This window comes from Porphyromonas gingivalis ATCC 33277 (genome assembly GCF_000010505.1).
GTDB classification, from domain to species: domain Bacteria; phylum Bacteroidota; class Bacteroidia; order Bacteroidales; family Porphyromonadaceae; genus Porphyromonas; species Porphyromonas gingivalis.
In genome coordinates, this window is record NC_010729.1 from 820,456 (window position 1) to 841,292 (window position 20,837).

Here is a 20,837-nt window from a genome sequence, read left to right on the forward strand (position 1 = left end):
CTGAGAAAATAGGGAAAGTGATGCCAATTAGTAGTTATTTGGACTGAACCTTAAAAAGAGATTGATATGCCTGAAAATAAAGTAGATATACAAGCGTTAGTAGCGAAATTGTTAGAACACGAAGTTTCGCCTGAAGTATTGGAAATAAGAAAGATGATACTTCGCAGAATTGCTACAGAAAGCGATATAAGGCCTTCTCGCATTCCTGCACCCATGAATATTACTCAAGTCGGCGGGTACGTTAATCTGCTCATGCAGCTTAACGAGCAAGAAATGCTTCGACAGACTCTATCTGCCATACTCGGACTGCCTATGCAGACGCCGAAAGGGTAAAAACTCGCAGACACAGAGGGTGGACCATTCATGGTTGGTGCTTTGAGAAAACCTTGTGTTTGATCACGGTATGGATCATGATCCGGATTGTCCGACGTGTAAGTGGTCTTTGAATTGTATGCAATGTGAACAGTAATGTGGCGCACTTTTGCTTGGTAGGTATACCGGTGCAGTTTCTGCGATTGGTGCCTGTCAAATTCAATCCTTGAGCAAAAGAGAGGGGATCGATGTCGAACCGAAATGGCCGAAAGTGAGTCCTATCAAAAGCTTTTGAACCCGAACTCGGGAGTAGTTGTATCAGAGAGCAACCATTTGCTCGCAGTCAACAAATCTCGGCGGAAGAGGAGAATGTTTTATAGGATTTTACGAGTAGTCCGGAGTAGGGATGTGACGGAGAGAACCGTTAGATCAAAGGCGAGCGTTTCGGATTGAGCAGATTACAGCAGTAGGTTGCCTGTGTTCCATTTTGTCTCTGTCCATTATAAGTGACGAGAACCAAGTATTCAGACCAGCGTGATGTAGATGAGTTTCCCTAATTGCATGGGGCTAGAGTCGTATTCTAAGGTGTAGGGTACGAGACGGTTGGAGTGGTTTTGAGAACTCCCCCTCTTGGGGGAGATTCGAGAAACCACTCCTTTTTTATGCCGTTTACATGGGTTTGGCATCAAATCTCGGCAATAAATCTACGCCAGATCGATCTAGCGAACATACCATAAAAATAATAAGTAGCTGTAAATCATACCCTTTTGAGACCTTTGCACGGCGATTGGTGTGTATTTTGTTTGTTAATTCATTGTGTAATAGGGAGTTATTTTGTATATTTGAGTGTTAAAAACAGCATAATATTCCTCCCATGGCATACCAATCCAAGAATACCGATGAGCATGTAACATTTGCAGACGCACTCCTTTCAAAGCGTTATCGCAAAGCACAAAACGACTTCCTCAATCAGGTTGACAGGCTTATCGATTGGCGTCCGATCAGGACGCTGATCAACAAGAAATACACGAAGCGACAAAATGCCATCGGTGCCCCGGCTTATGACGTGATTCTCTTATTCAAGATGTTGCTTTTGGAGACATGGTACAACCTCAGTGATTGTGCTTTGGAGGAGCGCATCAATGATTCAATCACCTTTTCCCGATTCTTGGGGCTGAAGATGGAAGAGGTATCTCCCGACCACAGCACCATCAGTCGATTTCGTTCGGCACTGACAGAGTTGGGTCTCATGGACAAACTATTGGCGCAGTTTAACAAACAACTTTCCCGCCATCACATTTCGGTCAGGGAAGGGGTGCTTGTCGATGCAAGCCTTGTGGAGACGCCGCATAAACCCAACGGAAGCATTACGATTGAAGTCGCAGACGACAGGCAAGACAATCGGAGCGAGGAGGAAAAAGAGGCAGAGGAGGATTATCAAAAACAGGTTGTCCGTCAGCGTAAAGGGACGGATGAAGAAGCCCGTTGGGTGTACAAACAAAAGCGTTATCACTACGGATACAAAAAGCATTGTCTGACCAATGTTCAAGGCATTGTTCAAAAGGTGATAACGACAGCTGCGAACCGCAGTGACACGAAGGAGTTTATTCCGCTATTGCAGGGTGCAAACATACCTCAAGGTACAGCCGTCTTGGCGGACAAAGGATATGCTTGCGGGGAAAATCGTTCCTACCTGCAAACCCATCACCTTCAAGACGGCATCATGCACAAGGCACAACGCAACAGGGCATTGACCGAGGAAGAGAAGCAACGAAACAAAGCAATCGGTCCGATACGGAGCACCATCGAACGCACCTTTGGCAGTATTCGCCGGTGGTTTCATGGCGGACGATGTCGATACCGGGGACTTGCCAAGACCCATACTCAAAACATTCTTGAAAGCATCGCCTTTAATTTATACAGAACCCCGGGGATAATTATGTCCTCATCCGTAGGATAAGGCATAACCCCCCTTGAGGAGCTCGTGCAAGTAGCTCCTCAAGGGGGGATTTACAACTACTTTCACTCCTTACTGCCACCCCTTTCACTCGCTCCTTTTATGCCAAGAACTCCTCTTCCCTCCATCTCCTTATTTTGCAAAGGTCTCCTTTTGTGATTCTCCGGCTGTATAATGATCGGGAAGAAGGGGCGGCTTCTAAGCCATTGGGCTTCAGATGTAGATAAAAAGCCATCTGAAAGCAATATAAGTGCCTGAAAAACGCTGTGTGGAAAATAAAACGCACTAATAACCAATGTGTTGTACCATTCCTTTATATCGAACTCACGTTTTATAAGGTGTTTATATTCCTTGTAATATATCGACTGCCTGACGGACCATGTCGGCCGATGTCTCGGGACGGCTGTATTCATCTATTTTCACCGTACCGCCCATACTGACTTCAGGCCGCCGAAATCGCATGCTACTCGGAATATCATGGCGCAAGGAACTGTGGAATTGGGTGATCCCGGTATGGCGAGCCAGTGTTTCTATATTGCCCAATCGTATACCGCAGCCGGCCATGATACCGATTCGTCCGGCAGCTTGTTTGTTTAGTGCTCCGATCATGTCCTTACCCTCCAATGCCGTAGGGGCACAACCGGACGTAAGTACACGATGGAAGCCGGTGGCAATCAGCTTTTCGAGCATCTCAAACGGAGCAGCACAGACATCGAAAGCTCGGTGAAAAGTGAGTTGCATCCCTTGCGCCTCTTTCAAAAGACGCGAATTTGCCTCCTCGTCATAGCCCCCCTCCGGTGTGAGACATCCAAAGACAACGCCTTCCATACCGAGGCTGCGGACTACACGAATATCGTAGCACATGGCTTCTATCTCCTCCGATGAGTAAACGAAATCCCCTGCACGCGGACGTATTATGACATGGATAGGAATAGCTATCAGACTGCGAGCCACAGCCATTTCTCCGGCAGAAGGTGTAGTACCGCCCTCAGGAATACCGGCACAAAGCTCTACACGAGTAGCCCCACCCAACTCGGCCTGCTGACAGCTGGTAGCCGAATTGGCACAAATTTCTAATTGCATCGCCATATTGTTAGAACCATTTTATTTTTCTGAAAACGACAAAGGCTATTATCGAAAGCAGGACGGACACGGCCACAATGATGAAGAAAGAATACTGAAACCCACTGCCTGCAATGGGCACATTCATTCCATAGAAACTGGCAATCAGTGTAGGGAGCATCAGTACGATGGAAATCGTGGTCATGCGCTTCATGATAGTATTCAGGTTGTTCGAAATCACTCCGCTCAGAGCTTCCGTCGTTCCGGAAAGGATGTCGCTATAGATATTCACAGTATTATAGGCCTGTCGCAGTTCTATTCGCACATCTTCCACCAGCTCTTCGTCGATCCGATTTTCTCCCGAAGCCCTTATTTTGCCCAGTACGGCTTCATTGCCGCGAATGGAAGTACTGAAGTAAACGAGAGTCTTCTGAAGCATCATCAGGTGAATGAGGTCTTCGTTGCGAATACTGCGTTCGAGTTCTCGCTCGGAGATGGTCACCTCATTGTTGATCTGTTTCAGGTACTTCAGGAACCACACGGCAGAAGAATAGATGAGCCTTAGTACCAGTTCTGTCCGGTTGAGGACTTTGATTCGTTTGCGCCGAGTGTGAAGTAGAAAGTCGGCGAGCATGGGAGCGCGATGGTAACATACGCTCACCGTTACATCCGATCGGGTAGCTATCCCCATCGGTACGGTAACGTAAGGCACACCGCTCAGGCGACTTTCGATAGGAATCCGCAAGATCGTCAGATGCCAGTCGCCATCATGCTCTACGCGTGGGCGTTCATCGGCATCCGCTATATCGGACAAAAAATCTTCGGGGACGTTAAGTGTGTCGATCAGAAACTTCATATCCTCTGCATCGGGAGTTTCGACACACACCCAGCAGTCTGCTCCGAAATCGGGCTTTTCCACAAAACCCTGTTCGGCGAAAAGGTATTTTTTCATTGCTGTACTTCCTCTTCTTTATGTGTTACGGCATTGCGCCGCACCTCCTCCGTCTATCGGGTAGCACAGCAATGCCGTCAGTTAATCTTTCTACGGCTCGACGGAGGGAATGGGTCTTCCATTGACTATGATTTGGTGAAATTAAAATCCGGCCAACCAATCGGTAATGCCGAAAAAATCAGCTCTACAAAGGTAAGATTATCACGCAAACGAAAAAGATGCTTTGCCTTCGGAGACCATTGTTTTTGCTCTGAAGCTATCGGCAAATGTGCTCATCCTGCAAAAAAGAAGAGGGCGACCCAAGAATATTTGGATCGCCCTCTGTTCTTTATGCTAACTTCATTCAGAGGGCTGTCGGCTCCTCCTGAAAAAAGTGTTGTCAGATCATATAACTTTATTTTTTGTCATCCAGGCTCGCACTGATGAAATTGCCTTGTGCATCGAACAGCAGGTCATACTCCCTGTTGTTGTAGACAATCTCTGCCTCGTATCTGCCATTGCCGTCGCCGAATACCGTATGTATCGTCCGGCAGGGCTCCATTTCGCGACGAGCCTTCACGTACACCATCTCATCGTAGTAAATATCGTGAGCGAAACGCATAGCCTCCTGTGGGGTAATCTTTCTATGAGTTTATAACCGAATCCATATACCGATTTGATCTCGATAGTCGCCCCTGCATCGTTCATCTGCTTGCGCAGATTTTTGATTTGAGCATAGACAAAGTCATAATTGTCCGCTTGGTCTATATAGTCTCCCCACACGGCTTCTGCCAGAGCGGCCTTGTCCACCAATCGGTTCGGTCGGGTCATCAGGTGATACAGGATATCGTATTCTTTTCGCTTCAATTCCAAGGGATGCCCCTTGACCGCAACTTCGAACCTGTCCGGTACCAAAGACACATTTCCGAGTTTGATTTCCATGGCTCCATGAGCCGTTTTGCGTCGGATAAGTCCTTTGATTCTGGCGTTCAATTCCAGGAGATGGAATGGCTTTGTCAGATAATCATCCGCACCCAGTTCGATCCCCTGCACCTTGTCCTCGATCGCGTCTTTGGCAGAGATGATGATCAGGTTCTCTGTTTTTCCTCTCTTTTTCAGTTCCTTCAAAAGGGTAAGCCCATTGCCGTCGGGCAGCATAATGTCCAGCAGGATACAGTCGTAGTCGTACACCAGCACCTTGTCCAGGCCTTCGTTCATCGTTGCAGCTGTCTCTACGATGTACCTTTCCCCGAGGAGAAACTTTTGGATAGTTTCCCTCAGATCCGGTTCATCTTCGATAATGAGGATTTTCATCTGGATAGCCCTGTTTGGATTGATCTTCTTTTACAAATATAACATGGTAAAACTGAATTTTTCCTGAAATAGCATGCTCTCCCTTTGCAGTCCCGGGATGTGCGGATATTTTACGCCTGTGTTTTGGGGACGAGGTGCAAATTCGGTGGCACTTTTTTATATCTTTGTCCCAAGACGATTTGCTCGAATCTCAGCAAACGAAGTCTTTCAATCACTTAAAAACAGATAGTTATGACAGTAAAGCGCGCAGTGCGAATAGCACTTCTCACGCTGATAGGCATTCTTTTTTCCTCACCTTCTCTTGTTCGGGCGCAAAGTCTTTTCAGCACCGAACATGTCTTGCAACTATACAACAAGATACTCTATGGAGAGTCAGCGGCGGATACCGTCGCAGAGAAAACGGCAGGTGAGTCGGCATTTCCTTTTATAGACAAACTCATCAACCTCGGCCGCACTTTCCTCGGCAAACCATATCGCTATCGCGGTCCTTCCCCATGGCCGATGGACTGCTCGGGCTATGTGTCTTACCTCTACTCCAAATTCGACATCAAACTCCCACGTGGTGCGGCAGCACAGAGCCAATATACGAATCCTATCGAGCGCGAGGATGTTCGTCCGGGCGACCTCCTTTTTTTCAAAGGCCGCAATGCACGCAGCAACCGTATCGGGCATGTAGCTTTGGTCGTATCTGTCGATGAAGATGATATTACCATGATGCACAGCCGCAATTCGCGAGGGATCGTGATCGAAAAACTCAATCGCAGTGCATACTTCTCCCGTCGCTTGGTGAGCTATGGCAGGGTACCCGGAGCCAAGAGAGTGATCCCACGAAAAAGTTGATCGGGACTATACCGAAACAAGGGTAGGGGCTATCCCCCTAAGGGCTGTGCAGCAATCACCGGATTTGTGCACAGCCCTTTTCGCATACAGCCCGGATGGATTTGGAAGGAGAAAGTATTGTGAGGTGGCCAAAGAGAGAGAAAAAAAACGATACATATTTCGGAACTTATTTTTCCGGCCGGGAAAAGTTTCCCCGACAGCTGACAAAAATAAATTTTCCGGCCGGAAAATCTCTATCCAAAGCCTTCGGATATATAAACGAAGCCTTTGGATACATATACGAAAGCTTCGTTTATATATCCGAAACCTTTGAATAAAGAATTGCAGTATACCTTTTCAACTTTTCTGTACTGCAGAAAAAACTTTTTCCGGCTGAGAACGATCATTTCTTTTTATTGCTGTCCGGTAAAAAATGAACATTCTTCAAAACGTACTGTAATGAAGGGATTTACGTGAGATATTCGTATGCCAGAAGCAATAGCATATTGAGTCTTGCCTATCGCACCGATAGCGATTGCATCGATGCTTTCATTCAGGGGCGGTACACTTTTATCCGACAAACCTTGTTCTCCTATAGATTCAACTCTCGTTAAAAGAGGGGATAACGAGTTTCTTTCGTATTTTCGTTCCACAATAAAACGCAATACAGTAATAAATCACCACAATGAACAAAAAAATCTTTTCGATGATGGCTGCAAGCATCATTGGTTCGGCTGCTATGACCCCATCAGCCGGAACGAATACCGGAGAGCATTTGACGCCGGAACTATTCATGACCCTGTCGCGGGTGAGCGAAATGGCCTTGTCTCCCGACGGTAAAACGGCTGTTTATGCCGTCAGCTTTCCCGATGTCAAAACGAACAAGGCTACCCGCGAGCTATTTACCGTCAATCTCGATGGTTCGGGGCGTAAGCAGATAACCGACACCGAGTCCAACGAATACGCTCCTGCCTGGATGGCCGACGGTAAGCGCATTGCTTTTATGAGCAACGAAGGCGGCAGCATGCAGCTTTGGGTCATGAACGCCGATGGTACGGAACGCCGCCAACTCAGCAATATCGAAGGTGGTATTACAGGTTTTCTTTTCTCCCCGGACGAGAAACAGGTGCTTTTCACCAAAGACATCAAATTCGGCAAACGCACCAAAGACATTTATCCCGATTTGGACAAAGCTACCGGACGCATCATCACCGATCTGATGTATAAGCATTGGGACGAGTGGGTGGAGACCATACCGCATCCCTTCATCGCGAACGCGACGGATGGAATGATCACCACCGGCAAAGACATCATGGAGGGCGAACCCTACGAAGCTCCGATGAAGCCGTGGTCGGGTATCGAAGATTTCAGTTGGAGCCCTGACGGACAGAACATAGCATACGCCAGCCGCAAGAAAACGGGCATGGCATATTCTCTGTCTACCAACTCGGACATATATATCTATAATCTGACTTCCGGCCGGACGCACAACATTTCCGAAGGGATGATGGGCTACGACACCTATCCGAAGTTCAGCCCCGACGGCAAGAGCATTGCATGGATCAGCATGGAGCGCGATGGATATGAAAGCGATCTGAAGCGTCTTTTCGTGGCGGATCTTGCCACAGGAAAGCGCACCCACGTAAACCCCACATTCGATTACAATGTGGATATGATCCAATGGGCACCGGACAGTAAGGGTATCTATTTCCTTGCCTGTAAGGAGGCAGAGACCAATCTGTGGGAGATTACGCTGAAAACGGGTAAGATCCGTCAGATCACGCAGGGACAGCATGACTATGCCGACTTCTCCGTGCGCAACGACGTTATGCTGGCCAAACGCCATTCTTTCGAACTCCCCGACGATCTCTATCGTGTGAATCCGAAGAATGGAGCGGCACAGGCTGTCACGGCAGAAAACAAAGCCATCCTCGATCGTCTCACTCCCATCGCCTGCGAAAAACGCTGGATGAAGACTACCGATGGAGGCAATATGCTTACATGGGTAGTACTGCCACCCGACTTCGATAAAAACAAGAAATATCCGGCTATACTCTATTGTCAGGGAGGTCCGCAGAATACCGTAAGCCAGTTCTGGTCGTTCCGCTGGAATCTCCGACTGATGGCCGAGCAGGGCTATATCGTCATTGCCCCCAACCGCCATGGTGTACCCGGATTCGGGCAGAAATGGAACGAACAGATCAGTGGCGACTACGGTGGCCAGAATATGCGTGACTATCTGACTGCCGTAGACGAAATGAAGAAAGAACCCTATGTCGATGGCGATCGCATCGGAGCGGTGGGTGCAAGCTACGGTGGCTTCTCCGTCTATTGGTTGGCCGGCCATCACGATAAGCGATTTGCCGCTTTTATCGCTCATGCCGGCATCTTCAATCTGGAGATGCAGTACGCCACAACCGAAGAGATGTGGTTTGCTAATTGGGATATAGGCGGTCCTTTCTGGGAGAAGGATAATGTAGTGGCTCAGCGTACCTATGCAACTTCGCCACACAAGTACGTGCAGAATTGGGATACACCTATCCTCATGATTCATGGCGAACTGGACTTCCGCATTCTTGCTTCACAGGCTATGGCTGCTTTCGATGCGGCACAGCTTCGTGGCGTTCCGAGCGAGATGCTGATCTATCCGGATGAAAACCACTGGGTACTCCAACCGCAGAATGCATTGCTATTCCATCGTACATTCTTCGGCTGGCTGGATCGTTGGCTGAAGAAGTAATTACATTCCCGTCACAAACGAAAGGAGGCGGGCAGACACGATATTGTCAGTCCGCCCTTTTCATCTCAACCAATAGTATATATCATGATCAGGAACATCGTATTCGACCTCGGTGGAGTTCTCATTCACCTTAACCGAGAAGAATCCATCCGCCGATTCAAAGCCATAGGAGTAGCAGACATTGAAGAAATGCTCGACCCCTATCTGCAAAAAGGTCTCTTCCTCGACTTGGAGTCCGGGCGAAAGAGCGAGGCGGAATTCCGAACCGAGCTATCCCGACACATAGGAGAAGAATTGACCTATCAGCAGGTGTACGATGCTCTCTTTGGTTTTCTTGAGGAGATTTCGGCCGAAAAGTTCGATTATATCGACTCGCTACGCCCCGATTATCGCCTCTTCCTCCTCTCCAACACCAATCCTTATGTCCTCGATTTGGCCATGAGTCCGCGTTTTCTTCCCTCAGGAAGGACGCTGGATAGTTTCTTTGATAAAGTCTATGCCAGTTGTCAGATGGGGAAATACAAACCCAATGAAGATATTTTCCTCGAAATGATAGCCGACAGCGGTATGAAGCCGGAGGAAACCCTCTTTATCGACGACGGACCGGCTAATGTAGCAACAGCCGAACGACTCGGTTTCCACACCTATTGCCCCGACAATGGGGAAAACTGGATCCCTGCCATTACTCGACTCCTTCGCGAACAGAAATAAAGAAGGGCTGTACCGCGAATCGTTTCGCTCCGTACAGCCCCCTTTTCGTATCGAAAGAACGTTTGCTTATTTCGTAGGCTCTTGCATCGTGAAGTCCACGTTCAGCTTATTCTGATCCAGTCCGTACCAGTTGCCTGTAATAGCATCGATAGCCACGGGAATAAGACCACCGAGTACATCCAATACCACCCACTTGGCTTCCACACGGTTGTTGATTATACGTATGATGGGCTGTTTACCCGGAATACGAAATTCCACGGTGTAGGATTTGTCAGCCTTGAGCGAGAGTTGCAAGGGCGTTTGTCCCATCTTGTCACCATTGATGTAAACTTCTGCTCCCTGTGGGTTGGAAACCATTTCCACAGCATGCGTCTGTTTGCCGAAAAGAGTGGCACACCCGGTAATCGTAGCTAAGCAAAGTGCACCGCAAGCGAAGCATAGTAATGCTTTTTTCATTGTATTGTTTTTATTTTTTTTCGCCCCCATAATTTAGACCGGTATGGAAGGATGATGGAGGCATAGTCATCCTTCTCATACAAATGATATGTTCTTTTTTTGATGTTCCGTAAGGGATTTATATCGATTTTTCGGACGGCAAAAATAACATAAACTCCTCAATCGATAATATGTATATGGTTAAAAACCATACTGACTTTCAAGAGGAGACGATGTGTGTCTTTTACCGGTGGGGAGCATTGATCGGACTATACATTCGTCGGATCTTGAGCAGCATAATATGCCCTTGCCGGATTGGCATACATGATCAGAATCAGTCGTTTCAATTCCTCTTCATCCTTATCCTGCATCTTCACTTTGGCGATTTGTGCGGACAGATAGTTTAAAAAGGTCTCTTTTTCCTCCTCGCTATAATGCGAACCGGCGTGGTCGCATCCGTCCAGAAGATCCCATGCTACATAATTGCCCGGGTAGAGACGGTAGCGACGATGGATTTCTGCATCGATCAGCTTGCCTGCCTCTGTGAACTGCCGGGCATGCGGTGCATCTGCCGGCATGCTCTCGGCCAATTCTCTTAGAGGTGTACCTATGGCAAAGTGAACACGTCCTTTGTAGCCGAAAATACCTGTCTGCATATTCAGCAGATCCTCCCCGACGGGTTTCTTATATAACGGATCGCGCTGCTTGCAAAGCATTTCGCGCGCTTTCAGGTAATCGCAGGGGTCATACTCATAGCTCAAAGAGAGCGGCACGATGTTGAGATCGAGCAGACTCTTGATTCCTCCGTCCTCACCGCTCATGGCAAGCATCTTGAGCACACTGCTCTGCGTGCGATCGTCGGCATCTTTGGCCCGTCCTTCGCGTTGGGCTATCCAGATGGAATCTTTCGTTTGGGTAATCGTATGCCGGATGTATGCCGATAGTCTCTGCGACTGTGCTATCAGTTCGCGCATATTGATCCCGCGACGTACGATAAAGCTCCCGTTGAGTCGTACGAAGTCTTCTATCCACGGCTTCACAAGGAGGTTGTCTCCGATGGCTATCTGTGGCATATTGTAGTCGATCTCAGCAAGCAGCAGGTTGAGGAAAGCCGAGTCCAATACGATGTCTCGGTGGTTGGAGATAAAAATATAGGCTCCATTGTCAGGGATACGACTCCTGCCACTTAACGAGAGGCTGAATGTCGTCTTCTCACTCACTGCCTTAACCGCTGTATAGCCGAAGATGTGTTTGAATTCACCGGTGGATTTGCAGCGCAACATCATTTGTTCGAACTCCTGTGGCTTTACGTCCGGCATCATTTTGCCGAACACATACCGATATTCGGCCGAACTCAGCAGACGTTCGATTACGGCCGGTGCTTCCTGATCGCAGTATGGTCTGATGTCGTCAAATAGTATTGTATTCATAGTCATTTATCGTGAAGTTGTCCGCTATTGGGTCTCATTCAGTCCATCCCGAATGATAGTGCAAAGTACCTCTTTCATATCCATTTCGGCTGCTCGAACCTGCTGGGGGATAAAGCTCGTAGGGGTCATGCCCGGTGTCGTGTTCACTTCCAGCAGCGTGGGAATACCATCCGCTTCGATGATATAGTCCACACGTATGATGCCCCGAGCGTTGAGAAGCTCGTATATGCGCGCAGTCATGGTCTGTATCAATCGAGTGGCTTCATCGCTGATTCTCGCCGGTGTGATTTCCTCTACAGCTCCGTTGTATTTGGCATCGAAGTCGAAAAACTCATTATGTGCGACAACTTCTGTAACAGGCAATGCGACCACTTCTTTTTTCCTGAGGAATGCCCCGCAGGTAACCTCGGTACCACATATCAGACGCTCTATCATTACCTCTTCGCCTTCCGAGAAGGCTTGTCCTATTGCCGGAAGGAGCTGTGCAGCTTCCACCACCTTGGTAGTCGCGATGCTGGAACCTCCCACATTGGGTTTCACGAAAAGAGGAAGCCCCATACGTGCTGTCAGATCCGCCACATCGGGCTGAGTATCTCGCCCGGTCAGTCGCATAGAATCGGCAATGCGGATACCGAAGCCGGAGAGAAAACGATTGCACACATATTTGTTGAAAGTCAGGGATTCGACGAGCGTGTCACCCGTATTGTATGGGATGCCGATCATGTCGAGATACCCCTGAAGCAGACCGTTCTCTCCCGGAGTTCCATGTATGGTGATATAAGCATAGTCAAACCGTATTCGTTCGTCATCGAGATCAAAGCTGAAATCGTTCTTATCCAGTGGAACCTCTCTCTGCTCCGATACTCTTACCGACCAGCGATCACGTTCGATCAGAACAAGAAAGGCGGAGAAAGGCTCGCTTCCCAGCCAGGACAGAATGCCGGCAGCACTTTTGAGCGAAACCGAATGTTCGCCCGAATAACCGCCTGCAATGACAGCCACAATTGGTTTTTTCATCATTCTGTTTATTTAATATGTAGGGGAAAGTATTGTACTATTTGTATGAGGATCAGCCGAATCGGTTCAGATATAGTCCTGTCCTGCAGATATGCAGGCGATAAACGTACGCCAACGCTCAAGCAAAGTGGTAAGATCGGCAGGTATATCGGAGTCGAACTGCATCTCCACTCCCGTGACAGGATGGCGAAAGCCTAATGTCTTGGCATGCAGAGCCTGTCGTGGACAGATAGCCAAACAGTTCTGCACGAATCGGCGGTAATTGGCCGTATTGTTTCCTCTCAGGATTTGATCGCCGCCATAACGCTCGTCAGCAAACAGCGTATGGCCTATGTGCTTCATGTGTGCCCTGATCTGATGGGTACGCCCTGTCTCCAGACGGCATTCTATCCAGCTGACGTATGCCAGTTCTTCCAAGACCTGGTAATGCGTTACGGCCGGTTTGCCAATATCTCCATCGGGAGGGAATACCGCCATTTGCAGGCGGTCTTTCAGGTCGCGTCCTATATTGCCGGTAATGGTTCCGATCGGGTAGTCGAAACGTCCCCATACCAGTGCACGATAGGAGCGATGCGTCGTCTTATAATAGAATTGCTTGCACAAGTCCGATTTGGCTTCGGCCCTCTTGGCAACAACCAGAAGGCCGCTCGTGTCCTTGTCTATACGGTGTACGAGTCCCAGACTCGGATCCATGGGGTCGTATTCAGGATCCTCTCGGAGGTAGTAGGCCAGTGCATTGACCAGTGTACCCGTGTAATTGCCATGGCCGGGGTGTACCACTAATCCGGCAGGCTTATTGATCACGAGCAGTACATCGTCTTCATACACTATATCGAGTGGAATATCTTCGGGAATGATCTCCAATTCCCGTCGTGGTCGGAGGAGTTCCAACGTGACCACATCGCCCGGTTTGATCCGGTAGTTGCTCTTTACCGGCCGGCCATTGACGAATATGGCACCGGCTTCAGCCGCTTGTTGGATACGGCTGCGTGTGGCGTTGTTCATCCTGTCGACAAGGAATTTGTCGATACGAATAAGTGTCTGTCCCGGATCCGCTACAGTGCGGAAATGTTCGTATCTGTCCTCTTCCTCCGGGTCGAGTCCGCCGTCCGAGATGTCCTCTGCATCGTCTTCGTCGAATAGCTCCGCCATCTCGGGAGTCATCCGATACTGAAGTTCTTCCTCCATAAGGTATACCCGATTACCACCACGATTCGCTATTCTCCTCTTCGGTCTTCCCCGAAGCACTGTCCTGCGATGAACCGTAGGTGATCGATTCGTCGATCAGTGACGAATCAGCAGGAAGCGGCGCATAGCCGTTGATCACCCGTAGCACCAACGGAGTCGTTATCGGCAGGCGAGTACCGGCAAGTACATTCCGGCCATCGGCCAGTTCGACTCCGTCTGTCAGATTGACAAAATCGCCTGAGATGTATCGCTCTGTGACTTGTTCGAAGCCCAATCCTTTCAGGATGGCCAGAGCTTGGCGGCCGGACATATCTTTCAGATCAGGGACGATCCCCTTCCGTGCCGATCTCGCATTGATCGAAAGGAAAATGATCCGCCCCGGTTTGACGGTATTGCCGCTCTGTGGAACCATTTCTACTACGACACCCGGAGCCAAGGATTTGTCATAAACGGAATCGACAAGTTCGTAGCGAAGATTATGGCTCGACAGCAAACGCTCTGCCTCCTTCAAGTCTTTGCCACGCAACTCCGGCATCACGATAGAGCTGTCGTGTCTCGTGTAAATATCCAGTCCGAACAAGATACCCATGAGGATAAGCCCTGAAGCCAAAGTCATCAAAATCAGGTGGAAGAGGACGGGATATTTATGATGAAAATTCTTTAGTTGCATGCCAACGGAATATTTTTTGTTCCAAAATACAGTTCAAAGTACGGAAAAAAGCAGCAAACAGAAAAACAGCGGCCTGTCCCGGAAATGGGTTGGCAGCCGGGAGCCGTTAATTCGAATTTTGCTTTGCAGTCTTCGGCGTTAATCCTAATCGGCAGCTTTGTCTGGATCATTAAGGTGGATTCGAATGCGACAAGCTGCATCCATTTTGGAGGCATTGATGCCAAACCATTGCTCCTACAGATGAATGCCTACAGCCTGCCGGCTGCCGAAATACGAACCAAAAACGGTCGGATTGTGGCGCGTGTTTTCTGAAAATGTGGCGTGAGAATTTTTTCGTTTTGGAGCGAGAATTTTTTGCTTCCCGGACCAAAACGAAAATTTTCTCGCCCTACGTTTTTCGGAGCGTACAATAGGAAAAGTTTGGTGTGACGTGTGACGTGTCCTGAAAAAAGCTACTCCATCCTGATCTGACTTGTGAAGGCAACCGCATCGGTAAGAGTATTCTGATGCGGTTGCCTTGTGCATATTTCCCTTACCATCACTATATTTTCTGTAGTTTTGTACCGCTTCATCAATTAAAAACAACAACAATATGTTTTCCGGAATCGTAGAAGAATATGCCCAAGTGACGGATCTCCGTCACGAAAATGACAATCTGCACATCACGATGACGTGTTCTTTCGTCAATGAACTCAAGATAGACCAAAGCATCGCACACAATGGCGTATGCCTCACCGTAGTCAGCAAGACGGACACCACCTATACCGTGACTGCCATACGCGAAACCCTCGAACGTTCCAACCTCGGACTGCTCCAAATAGGCGATCTCGTCAATCTGGAACGAAGCATGATGATGGGCGGCCGGCTCGATGGACACATCGTGCAGGGACACGTAGATCAGACGGCTGTATGTACCGCTGTGGAAGAAGCCGGCGGCAGCCACTACTATTCGTTCGAATACAAGCTCGACAAGGAGATGGCTCGCCAAGGCTATATGACCGTGGAGAAAGGATCCGTATGCGTCAATGGCGTGAGCCTGACCGTATGCGACTCCGGCATGAACAACTTCCGTGTGGCTATCATCCCCTATACTCGCGACCATACGAACTTCTGCCGCATTGTTCCGGGTAGTGTGGTCAATCTGGAATTCGACATTGTGGGGAAATACCTCAGCAAGATGCTCCAATACCAATGAACCCGAACGACTTTTACTCTCTGATCGAACAGCGACAGAGCGATCGCAAGTTCGATCCCGACCGCCCCGTACCCGAAGACGTGCTTCAGCGCATCATCGAAGCGGGGCGTCTCTCCCCCTCAGCCTGCAATTCGCAGCCTTGGAGCTTTGTCGTCGTCACCGATCCCGACACTCGCAGACAACTGGCTGAAGCCTCATCGTCACGGTTATTGGGTATGAATCACTTCACGCGTCAGGCTCCCGTACACATCGTATTAGTCGAAGAGAAAGCCAACTTCACGGCGACCATCGGGGGGAAAATGAAAAAAATCCACTATGCCAATATCGACCTCGGCATAGCCGCCGCACACATCACGCTGGCAGCCACAGCCGAAGGTCTCGGCAGCTGCATCATAGGCTGGGTAAACGAAGCCAAGATCCGCGAAATACTGGGCATTCCCTCCGGACGCCGCGTAGTCATGAACATCATGCTCGGCTATTCCGCCGATCCGCACAGGGCCAAGAAGCGCAAAGAAACCTCGGAGATTCTTCACCGCGAGAAGTGGTAGGCTCTCTCCTCCCTCCGCCCCGAAGAGGTCACATACATAGTATATAGTATAGCTCATTATGTACGACATTCAAAAAATCAGGGAGGACTTCCCCATCCTCCATACCCGGGTACACGGTAAACCTCTCATCTATCTGGACAATGCCGCCACGACACAGAAACCCATAGCGGTATTAGACCAAATCGAACGAGCCTACCGCACATTCAATGCCAATATCCACCGCGGCGTACACCATCTGAGTCAGGTGGCTACGGAGCAGCACGAAAATGCTCGCAAGCGGATAGCCCGCTACATCGGAGCGGAAGACCCCAAAGAAGTGCTCTTTACGCGCGGCACCACAGAGGCAATCAATCTGGTGGCCTCTTCGTTCGGCCAAGCTTTCGTCCGCTCCGGCGATGAGATTATCATCAGTACCCTCGAACACCATTCGAATATCGTCCCATGGCAACTTTTGGCCGAACGTACCGGCGCTCGGCTCAGAGTGATCCGGTTGACCGAATCGGGCGAACTGGATGTGGAGCATTTCCGGTCTCTACTGAACGAACGTACCAAAATCGTTTCGATAGCCCACGTCAGCAATGTGCTCGGCACCATCAATCCCATACGCCGGATAACGGATTTGGCTCATGCCGCCGGAGTACCCGTTCTGGTCGATGGAGCACAGGCCATCGCCCACTGCCGGGTAGATGTTCGGGAGTTGGGAGCGGATTTCTACGCCTTCTCCGGCCATAAAGTCTACGCACCCACAGGAATAGGCGTATTGTATGGCAAAGCGGAGTGGTTGGAGAAGATCCCCCCCTACCACGGTGGCGGAGAGATGATCGCCAAGGTGACATTCGAAAAGACCACCTACAACGAATTGCCCTATAAGTTCGAAGCCGGCACGCCGGACTATGTCGGCTCCACGGCTTTGGCCACAGCTCTCGACTACATCGAAGGATTGGGCTTGGAAGCCATAGCCACACATGAAGACAAACTCCTGCGAATGGCCACCGAAGGCGTGAGAACTTTCCCCAATGCCCGTATCATCGGAGAAGCCGAACATAAGAGCGGTGTACTCTCTTTCCTCATAGGCGACATTCACCCTTATGACCTCGGCATGTTGCTCGATCGGCTGGGTATAGCCATCCGTACCGGACATCACTGTGCCGAACCGCTACTCGAAAGCATGGGACTCAATGCCACGGCTCGCGCCTCCTTTGCTCTCTACAATACCGAGGAGGAAGTGGAGCAATTCCTCCAAGCCTTGAAACGTGTAGTAAGCATGTTCTAATTTCTTCCCCATGCTGCTCTCTCGCTACATAGACGATGACTTGCGTGAATGCGGTTGCGACGAAGCCGGTCGTGGCTGTCTGGCCGGTCCCGTCTATGCAGCGGCTGTGATCCTACCGGCCGACTTCTCTCATCCCCTGCTGAATGATTCGAAACAACTGAGCGAAAAGCAACGCTATACCCTTCGCCCTGTCATAGAATCCGAGGCTATCGGATGGGGGATAGGCATTGTGAGTCCGCAGGAGATAGACGAGATCAATATCCTCAGAGCTTCCTTTCTCGCGATGCATCGCGCCATAGAGCAGTTACCTTTTCGCCCCGAAAGATTGCTGATCGACGGCAATCGGTTCGATCCTTTCGAACAAATCCCTCACCACTGTATCGTGGGAGGCGATGCCCGCTATCGCTCCATCGCAGCAGCTTCCATTTTGGCCAAAACCTATCGGGACGACTCGATGCTCCGTCTGAATAAGGACTTCCCGATGTACGGATGGGAGCGCAACAAAGGTTATCCGTCACCTGCACACAAATCCGCTATTCGTCGTTTCGGAGTTTCGCCACATCACCGTCTTACTTTCCGTGGAGTGGTGGATGCAGACCGGCCGACAACAGAATAAAGGGACTATATTTGCATCACTGAATATGAGCAGGAAAAATCGGTACAATGTACTCCCGCGAGCCACGATGCTCCGAAAGAAAGCCATTCAGATCCGACTGAACGAAGCGGAGCACAAGGCCGTCGAGACCTATTGCAGCCGCTTCAAAGTAGAGAACCGCTCCCGTTGGATCCGAGAAACGCTGATGAAAGAAGTGATACACCGGTTAGAAAGCGATACTCCCTTGCTTTTTCGAGAGGAGGAAATGCGATGACAGCCCCTACCTTTGCCACGGATGACATCCGCTACATGCGGATCGCGCTCGAAGAGGCACGAGCGGCTGCTGACGAAGGAGAGATTCCTATCGGAGCCGTGATCGTCTGCAAAGGGCAGATCGTTGCGCGTGCTCACAATAGAGTGGAAAGGCTAAACGACCCTACGGCTCATGCCGAGATGCTTGCCATCACGATGGCCGTAGATGCCATAGGGGGGAAATACCTCCGCGACTGCACGCTGTACGTGACTGTCGAACCCTGCCTGATGTGTGCTGGCGCACTTCGCTGGACACAAATACCGCGAGTAGTGTACGGAGCATCCGAACCCAAAGTGGGCTACAGGCTGTTCACCGATCATGCACTCCATCCCAAATGCCACGTAGAAGGCGGTATATTGGCGGACGAATCGGAGAATCTGATGCGTAGTTTCTTTGCCGAACGGCGGTAGCCGAGCAACACATTATATATCTTTGTGCAATATGGCAGCATTCAGTGTACATATATTGGGCTGCGGATCTGCCCTGCCAACCACACACCACCATCCCTCTTCGCAAGTAATCGACCTGCGCGACAAACTCTACATGATCGATTGCGGAGAAGGTGTCCAGCGACAATTCAGACACGAAAAGCTCCATTTCGGACGTCTCATTCATATCTTCATCAGCCATCTCCATGGCGATCACTGTTTCGGTCTGCCCGGATTTATCTCCACGCTCGGTCTGCTGGGGCGTACCGGCACCCTGCATGTGCATGGGCCGGAGGGAATAGAGCGTTTCCTCAGCCCCATATTGGAGCAGTTCTGTCACCGAATGCCCTATCAGGTGGAGATACATACGATCGATGCCTCCCGACATGCGCTTGTACATGAGGACAAATCCGTCAAAGTCTATAGCATACCGCTCAGCCACCGCATCCCTGCGGTGGGCTACCTCTTCGAAGAGAAATGCCGTGCAAGGCATCTGAACAAAGCGGCTGCCGAGTTCTACAATATTCCGCTTGCCGAATATCCCCTCATCATAGAAGGATCCGATTACACGACACCGGATGGGCGGATCATCCCCAACCGACACCTCACGACCCCGGGTACACCACCCAGACGATATGCTTACTGCTCGGACACGGAGTTTTGTCCCTCCATCGTCCCTATTATTCAAGGTGTGGATTTGCTCTACCATGAAGCTACTTTTATGGAGGAGGATTGGGCAAGAGCCAAAGAGACTTTTCACAGTACAGCCAAAGAAGCCGCCGAAATAGCACGACAGGCAGGAGCAAAACGCCTCCTCATCGGGCATTACTCCGGCAGATACAAGGACGTCCAAGGTTTGTTGGAAGAAGCTCAAAGCGTATTCAAGCCAACTATTGCCGCCAATGAAAGAATGCGCATCGATCTGTAAACGCCTTTTCCGGCAGTCTTGTTTGCTCCTTACCCTTGCTGGCCTCCTGTATTCCTGCGGAACAGGCAAAAAAGCGACAAATATATCCGGCAAACCTCACGATACAACTACTACCGGCCATTCGCTCCGAACGGCGGAGGACATCGTTACCGACCTGATAGCCCGAGGCAAGAAACTGATAGGCAAACCCTACAGGTATCAGGGGCCATCGTCTTGGCCGATGGATTGCTCCGGCTACGTGGCCTACCTCTATTCCTGCTACGGTATTCATATCCCACGCTCTTCATCGGCTCTGTACAACTATACCATTCCCATACGCCATCCTCTACCGGGCGATCTGCTTTTCTTCCGTGGTAGCAAGAATCACAAAGGGACTATCGGCCATGTGGCACTGTTGATCGAAGTTTGCGATGACGAACTAATCATGCTACACAACACCAATAGCAGAGGTATTATCATCGAATCACTGCAACGAAGTTCGTACTTCAGCAAGCGTTACATCCGTGCCGGTCGTTTGCCTGAGATCCAAGCTCTCATGGACTGATCTCCACCGAGTTCCTCTTCCATAAAAATCCAATTTCACCTTTTGACTGGCAAAAACTTGAATGATATCGTTACTGTAGGCTACATTTTAGGAGAACGGTAGAATAAAAATTGGGGCTGTGTCAAAATTCGAGACCTTTGAAAAACGGGTGATTTATAAAGGGTTGTTTTCCAGTTCGTAATCCCCTTCTCATCCGCATACTACGAGGGAATAAACCGCATACGTCGACACTGACAGAAAGTCAGGTCGACCTAAAACGAGCAGAAGGTCGTCCTAACCGGAGCAGTACGTCGTCCTTGCTAAACGAGAGAAATGCGATCGGCGTTTCTCCGTTTCCTGTTAATGAGACCTTTGCACGGCAATTGCCGTGCAAAGGTCCAGGGCAACCGCATCAAAATGTAAGTGCCTGATTATCAATCATAGTTTT

The 20,837-nt window shown here is 49.6% G+C and carries 25 protein-coding genes; 16 read left to right on the forward strand and 9 right to left on the reverse strand.

Going from position 1 to position 20,837, the window contains the following annotated elements:
- The first annotated feature begins 66 nt into the window (after positions 1-66).
- The 3 genes from PGN_RS03565 (at position 67) to PGN_RS12150 (ending at position 2,428) form a co-directional block, all read left to right on the forward strand.
- The gene (locus PGN_RS03565; protein WP_021662824.1) at positions 67-333 is read left to right on the forward strand and encodes a hypothetical protein; all 267 of its coding nucleotides are present in this window, start codon (positions 67-69) and stop codon (positions 331-333) included.
- Positions 334-1,186: 853 nt separating this feature from the next.
- A complete protein-coding gene (locus PGN_RS03570) occupies positions 1,187-2,272 on the forward strand; it encodes an IS5 family transposase (RefSeq protein WP_012457750.1) in 1,086 nt (361 codons plus the stop codon).
- A gap of 24 nt (positions 2,273-2,296) precedes the next feature.
- Positions 2,297-2,428 carry a DNA methylase gene (locus tag PGN_RS12150; protein WP_080504406.1) on the forward strand — a complete coding sequence of 44 codons (132 nt, stop codon included), beginning with the start codon at positions 2,297-2,299 and terminating at the stop codon, positions 2,426-2,428.
- Positions 2,429-2,611: 183 nt separating this feature from the next.
- Here PGN_RS12150 and PGN_RS03580 read toward each other — a convergent pair whose 3' ends face one another.
- From PGN_RS03580 to PGN_RS03590, 4 genes are all read right to left on the reverse strand, one after another.
- Positions 2,612-3,358, reverse strand: a complete 747-nt coding sequence (locus PGN_RS03580; protein ID WP_012457751.1) for a copper homeostasis protein CutC — start codon at positions 3,356-3,358, stop codon at positions 2,612-2,614.
- A 4-nt stretch (positions 3,359-3,362) separates the two neighbouring features.
- Positions 3,363-4,283, reverse strand: a complete 921-nt coding sequence (locus PGN_RS03585; RefSeq protein WP_004585268.1) for a magnesium transporter CorA family protein — start codon at positions 4,281-4,283, stop codon at positions 3,363-3,365.
- 394 nt (positions 4,284-4,677) lie between these two features.
- On the reverse strand, positions 4,678-4,851 hold the full coding sequence (locus PGN_RS11815; RefSeq protein ID WP_021663944.1) for a hypothetical protein: 174 nt from the start codon (positions 4,849-4,851) through the stop codon (positions 4,678-4,680).
- The gene (locus tag PGN_RS03590; RefSeq protein ID WP_012457753.1) at positions 4,839-5,576 is read right to left on the reverse strand and encodes a response regulator transcription factor; all 738 of its coding nucleotides are present in this window, start codon (positions 5,574-5,576) and stop codon (positions 4,839-4,841) included. Before PGN_RS03590 ends, PGN_RS11815 begins: the two co-directional genes overlap by 13 nt.
- 231 nt (positions 5,577-5,807) lie before the next feature.
- Here PGN_RS03590 and PGN_RS03595 point away from each other — a divergent pair, with 231 nt between their 5' ends.
- The 3 genes from PGN_RS03595 (at position 5,808) to PGN_RS03605 (ending at position 9,846) form a co-directional block, all read left to right on the forward strand.
- Positions 5,808-6,416 (forward strand): C40 family peptidase, encoded by a 609-nt coding sequence (locus PGN_RS03595; protein ID WP_005873568.1) that lies wholly within the window; start codon positions 5,808-5,810, stop codon positions 6,414-6,416.
- A gap of 664 nt (positions 6,417-7,080) precedes the next feature.
- Positions 7,081-9,135, forward strand: coding sequence for a S9 family peptidase (locus tag PGN_RS03600; protein ID WP_012457755.1), 2,055 nt, complete (start codon positions 7,081-7,083; stop codon positions 9,133-9,135).
- Positions 9,136-9,219: 84 nt separating this feature from the next.
- A complete protein-coding gene (locus PGN_RS03605) occupies positions 9,220-9,846 on the forward strand; it encodes an HAD family hydrolase (protein WP_012457756.1) in 627 nt (208 codons plus the stop codon).
- Between the two features lie 66 nt (positions 9,847-9,912).
- Here PGN_RS03605 and PGN_RS03610 read toward each other — a convergent pair whose 3' ends face one another.
- The 5 genes from PGN_RS03610 to PGN_RS03630 all read right to left on the reverse strand — a co-directional run bounded on the left by PGN_RS03610 (position 9,913) and on the right by PGN_RS03630 (position 14,586).
- Positions 9,913-10,302 (reverse strand): PEGA domain-containing protein, encoded by a 390-nt coding sequence (locus tag PGN_RS03610; protein WP_004585280.1) that lies wholly within the window; start codon positions 10,300-10,302, stop codon positions 9,913-9,915.
- 248 nt (positions 10,303-10,550) lie between these two features.
- Positions 10,551-11,717, reverse strand: coding sequence for a 1-acyl-sn-glycerol-3-phosphate acyltransferase (locus PGN_RS03615; protein ID WP_039417279.1), 1,167 nt, complete (start codon positions 11,715-11,717; stop codon positions 10,551-10,553).
- Between the two features lie 18 nt (positions 11,718-11,735).
- The gene (locus PGN_RS03620) at positions 11,736-12,728 is read right to left on the reverse strand and encodes a D-alanine--D-alanine ligase (protein ID WP_012457758.1); all 993 of its coding nucleotides are present in this window, start codon (positions 12,726-12,728) and stop codon (positions 11,736-11,738) included.
- 66 nt (positions 12,729-12,794) lie between these two features.
- A complete protein-coding gene (locus PGN_RS03625; protein ID WP_039417577.1) occupies positions 12,795-13,880 on the reverse strand; it encodes an RluA family pseudouridine synthase in 1,086 nt (361 codons plus the stop codon).
- A gap of 49 nt (positions 13,881-13,929) precedes the next feature.
- Positions 13,930-14,586, reverse strand: coding sequence for a PASTA domain-containing protein (locus tag PGN_RS03630; RefSeq protein WP_005873546.1), 657 nt, complete (start codon positions 14,584-14,586; stop codon positions 13,930-13,932).
- A gap of 84 nt (positions 14,587-14,670) precedes the next feature.
- Here PGN_RS03630 and PGN_RS11820 point away from each other — a divergent pair, with 84 nt between their 5' ends.
- From PGN_RS11820 to PGN_RS03675, 10 genes are all read left to right on the forward strand, one after another.
- Entirely contained in the window at positions 14,671-14,898 is a 228-nt protein-coding gene (locus PGN_RS11820) for a hypothetical protein (protein ID WP_231845242.1), read from the forward strand.
- Between the two features lie 26 nt (positions 14,899-14,924).
- Positions 14,925-14,999, forward strand: a complete 75-nt coding sequence (locus tag PGN_RS12345) for a DUF1661 domain-containing protein (RefSeq protein ID WP_230484067.1) — start codon at positions 14,925-14,927, stop codon at positions 14,997-14,999.
- Positions 15,000-15,178: 179 nt separating this feature from the next.
- Positions 15,179-15,781 carry a riboflavin synthase gene (locus tag PGN_RS03640; protein ID WP_012457761.1) on the forward strand — a complete coding sequence of 201 codons (603 nt, stop codon included), beginning with the start codon at positions 15,179-15,181 and terminating at the stop codon, positions 15,779-15,781.
- A complete protein-coding gene (locus PGN_RS03645; protein WP_012457762.1) occupies positions 15,778-16,329 on the forward strand; it encodes a nitroreductase family protein in 552 nt (183 codons plus the stop codon). The genes PGN_RS03640 and PGN_RS03645 overlap by 4 nt, the downstream gene beginning before the upstream one ends.
- 58 nt (positions 16,330-16,387) lie before the next feature.
- Positions 16,388-17,602, forward strand: a complete 1,215-nt coding sequence (locus PGN_RS03650; RefSeq protein WP_012457763.1) for an aminotransferase class V-fold PLP-dependent enzyme — start codon at positions 16,388-16,390, stop codon at positions 17,600-17,602.
- Between the two features lie 10 nt (positions 17,603-17,612).
- Complete coding sequence (locus PGN_RS03655) at positions 17,613-18,218, forward strand: ribonuclease HII (RefSeq protein ID WP_012457764.1); 606 nt, start codon at positions 17,613-17,615, stop codon at positions 18,216-18,218.
- 25 nt (positions 18,219-18,243) lie between these two features.
- The gene (locus tag PGN_RS03660; protein ID WP_039417274.1) at positions 18,244-18,471 is read left to right on the forward strand and encodes a hypothetical protein; all 228 of its coding nucleotides are present in this window, start codon (positions 18,244-18,246) and stop codon (positions 18,469-18,471) included.
- Positions 18,468-18,920, forward strand: a complete 453-nt coding sequence (locus PGN_RS03665; RefSeq protein ID WP_004584692.1) for a nucleoside deaminase — start codon at positions 18,468-18,470, stop codon at positions 18,918-18,920. Before PGN_RS03660 ends, PGN_RS03665 begins: the two co-directional genes overlap by 4 nt.
- Positions 18,921-18,951: 31 nt before the next feature.
- On the forward strand, positions 18,952-19,866 hold the full coding sequence (locus tag PGN_RS03670) for a ribonuclease Z (RefSeq protein WP_012457766.1): 915 nt from the start codon (positions 18,952-18,954) through the stop codon (positions 19,864-19,866).
- Entirely contained in the window at positions 19,841-20,410 is a 570-nt protein-coding gene (locus PGN_RS03675; RefSeq protein ID WP_012457767.1) for a C40 family peptidase, read from the forward strand. Before PGN_RS03670 ends, PGN_RS03675 begins: the two co-directional genes overlap by 26 nt.
- Positions 20,411-20,837 lie beyond the last annotated feature (427 nt).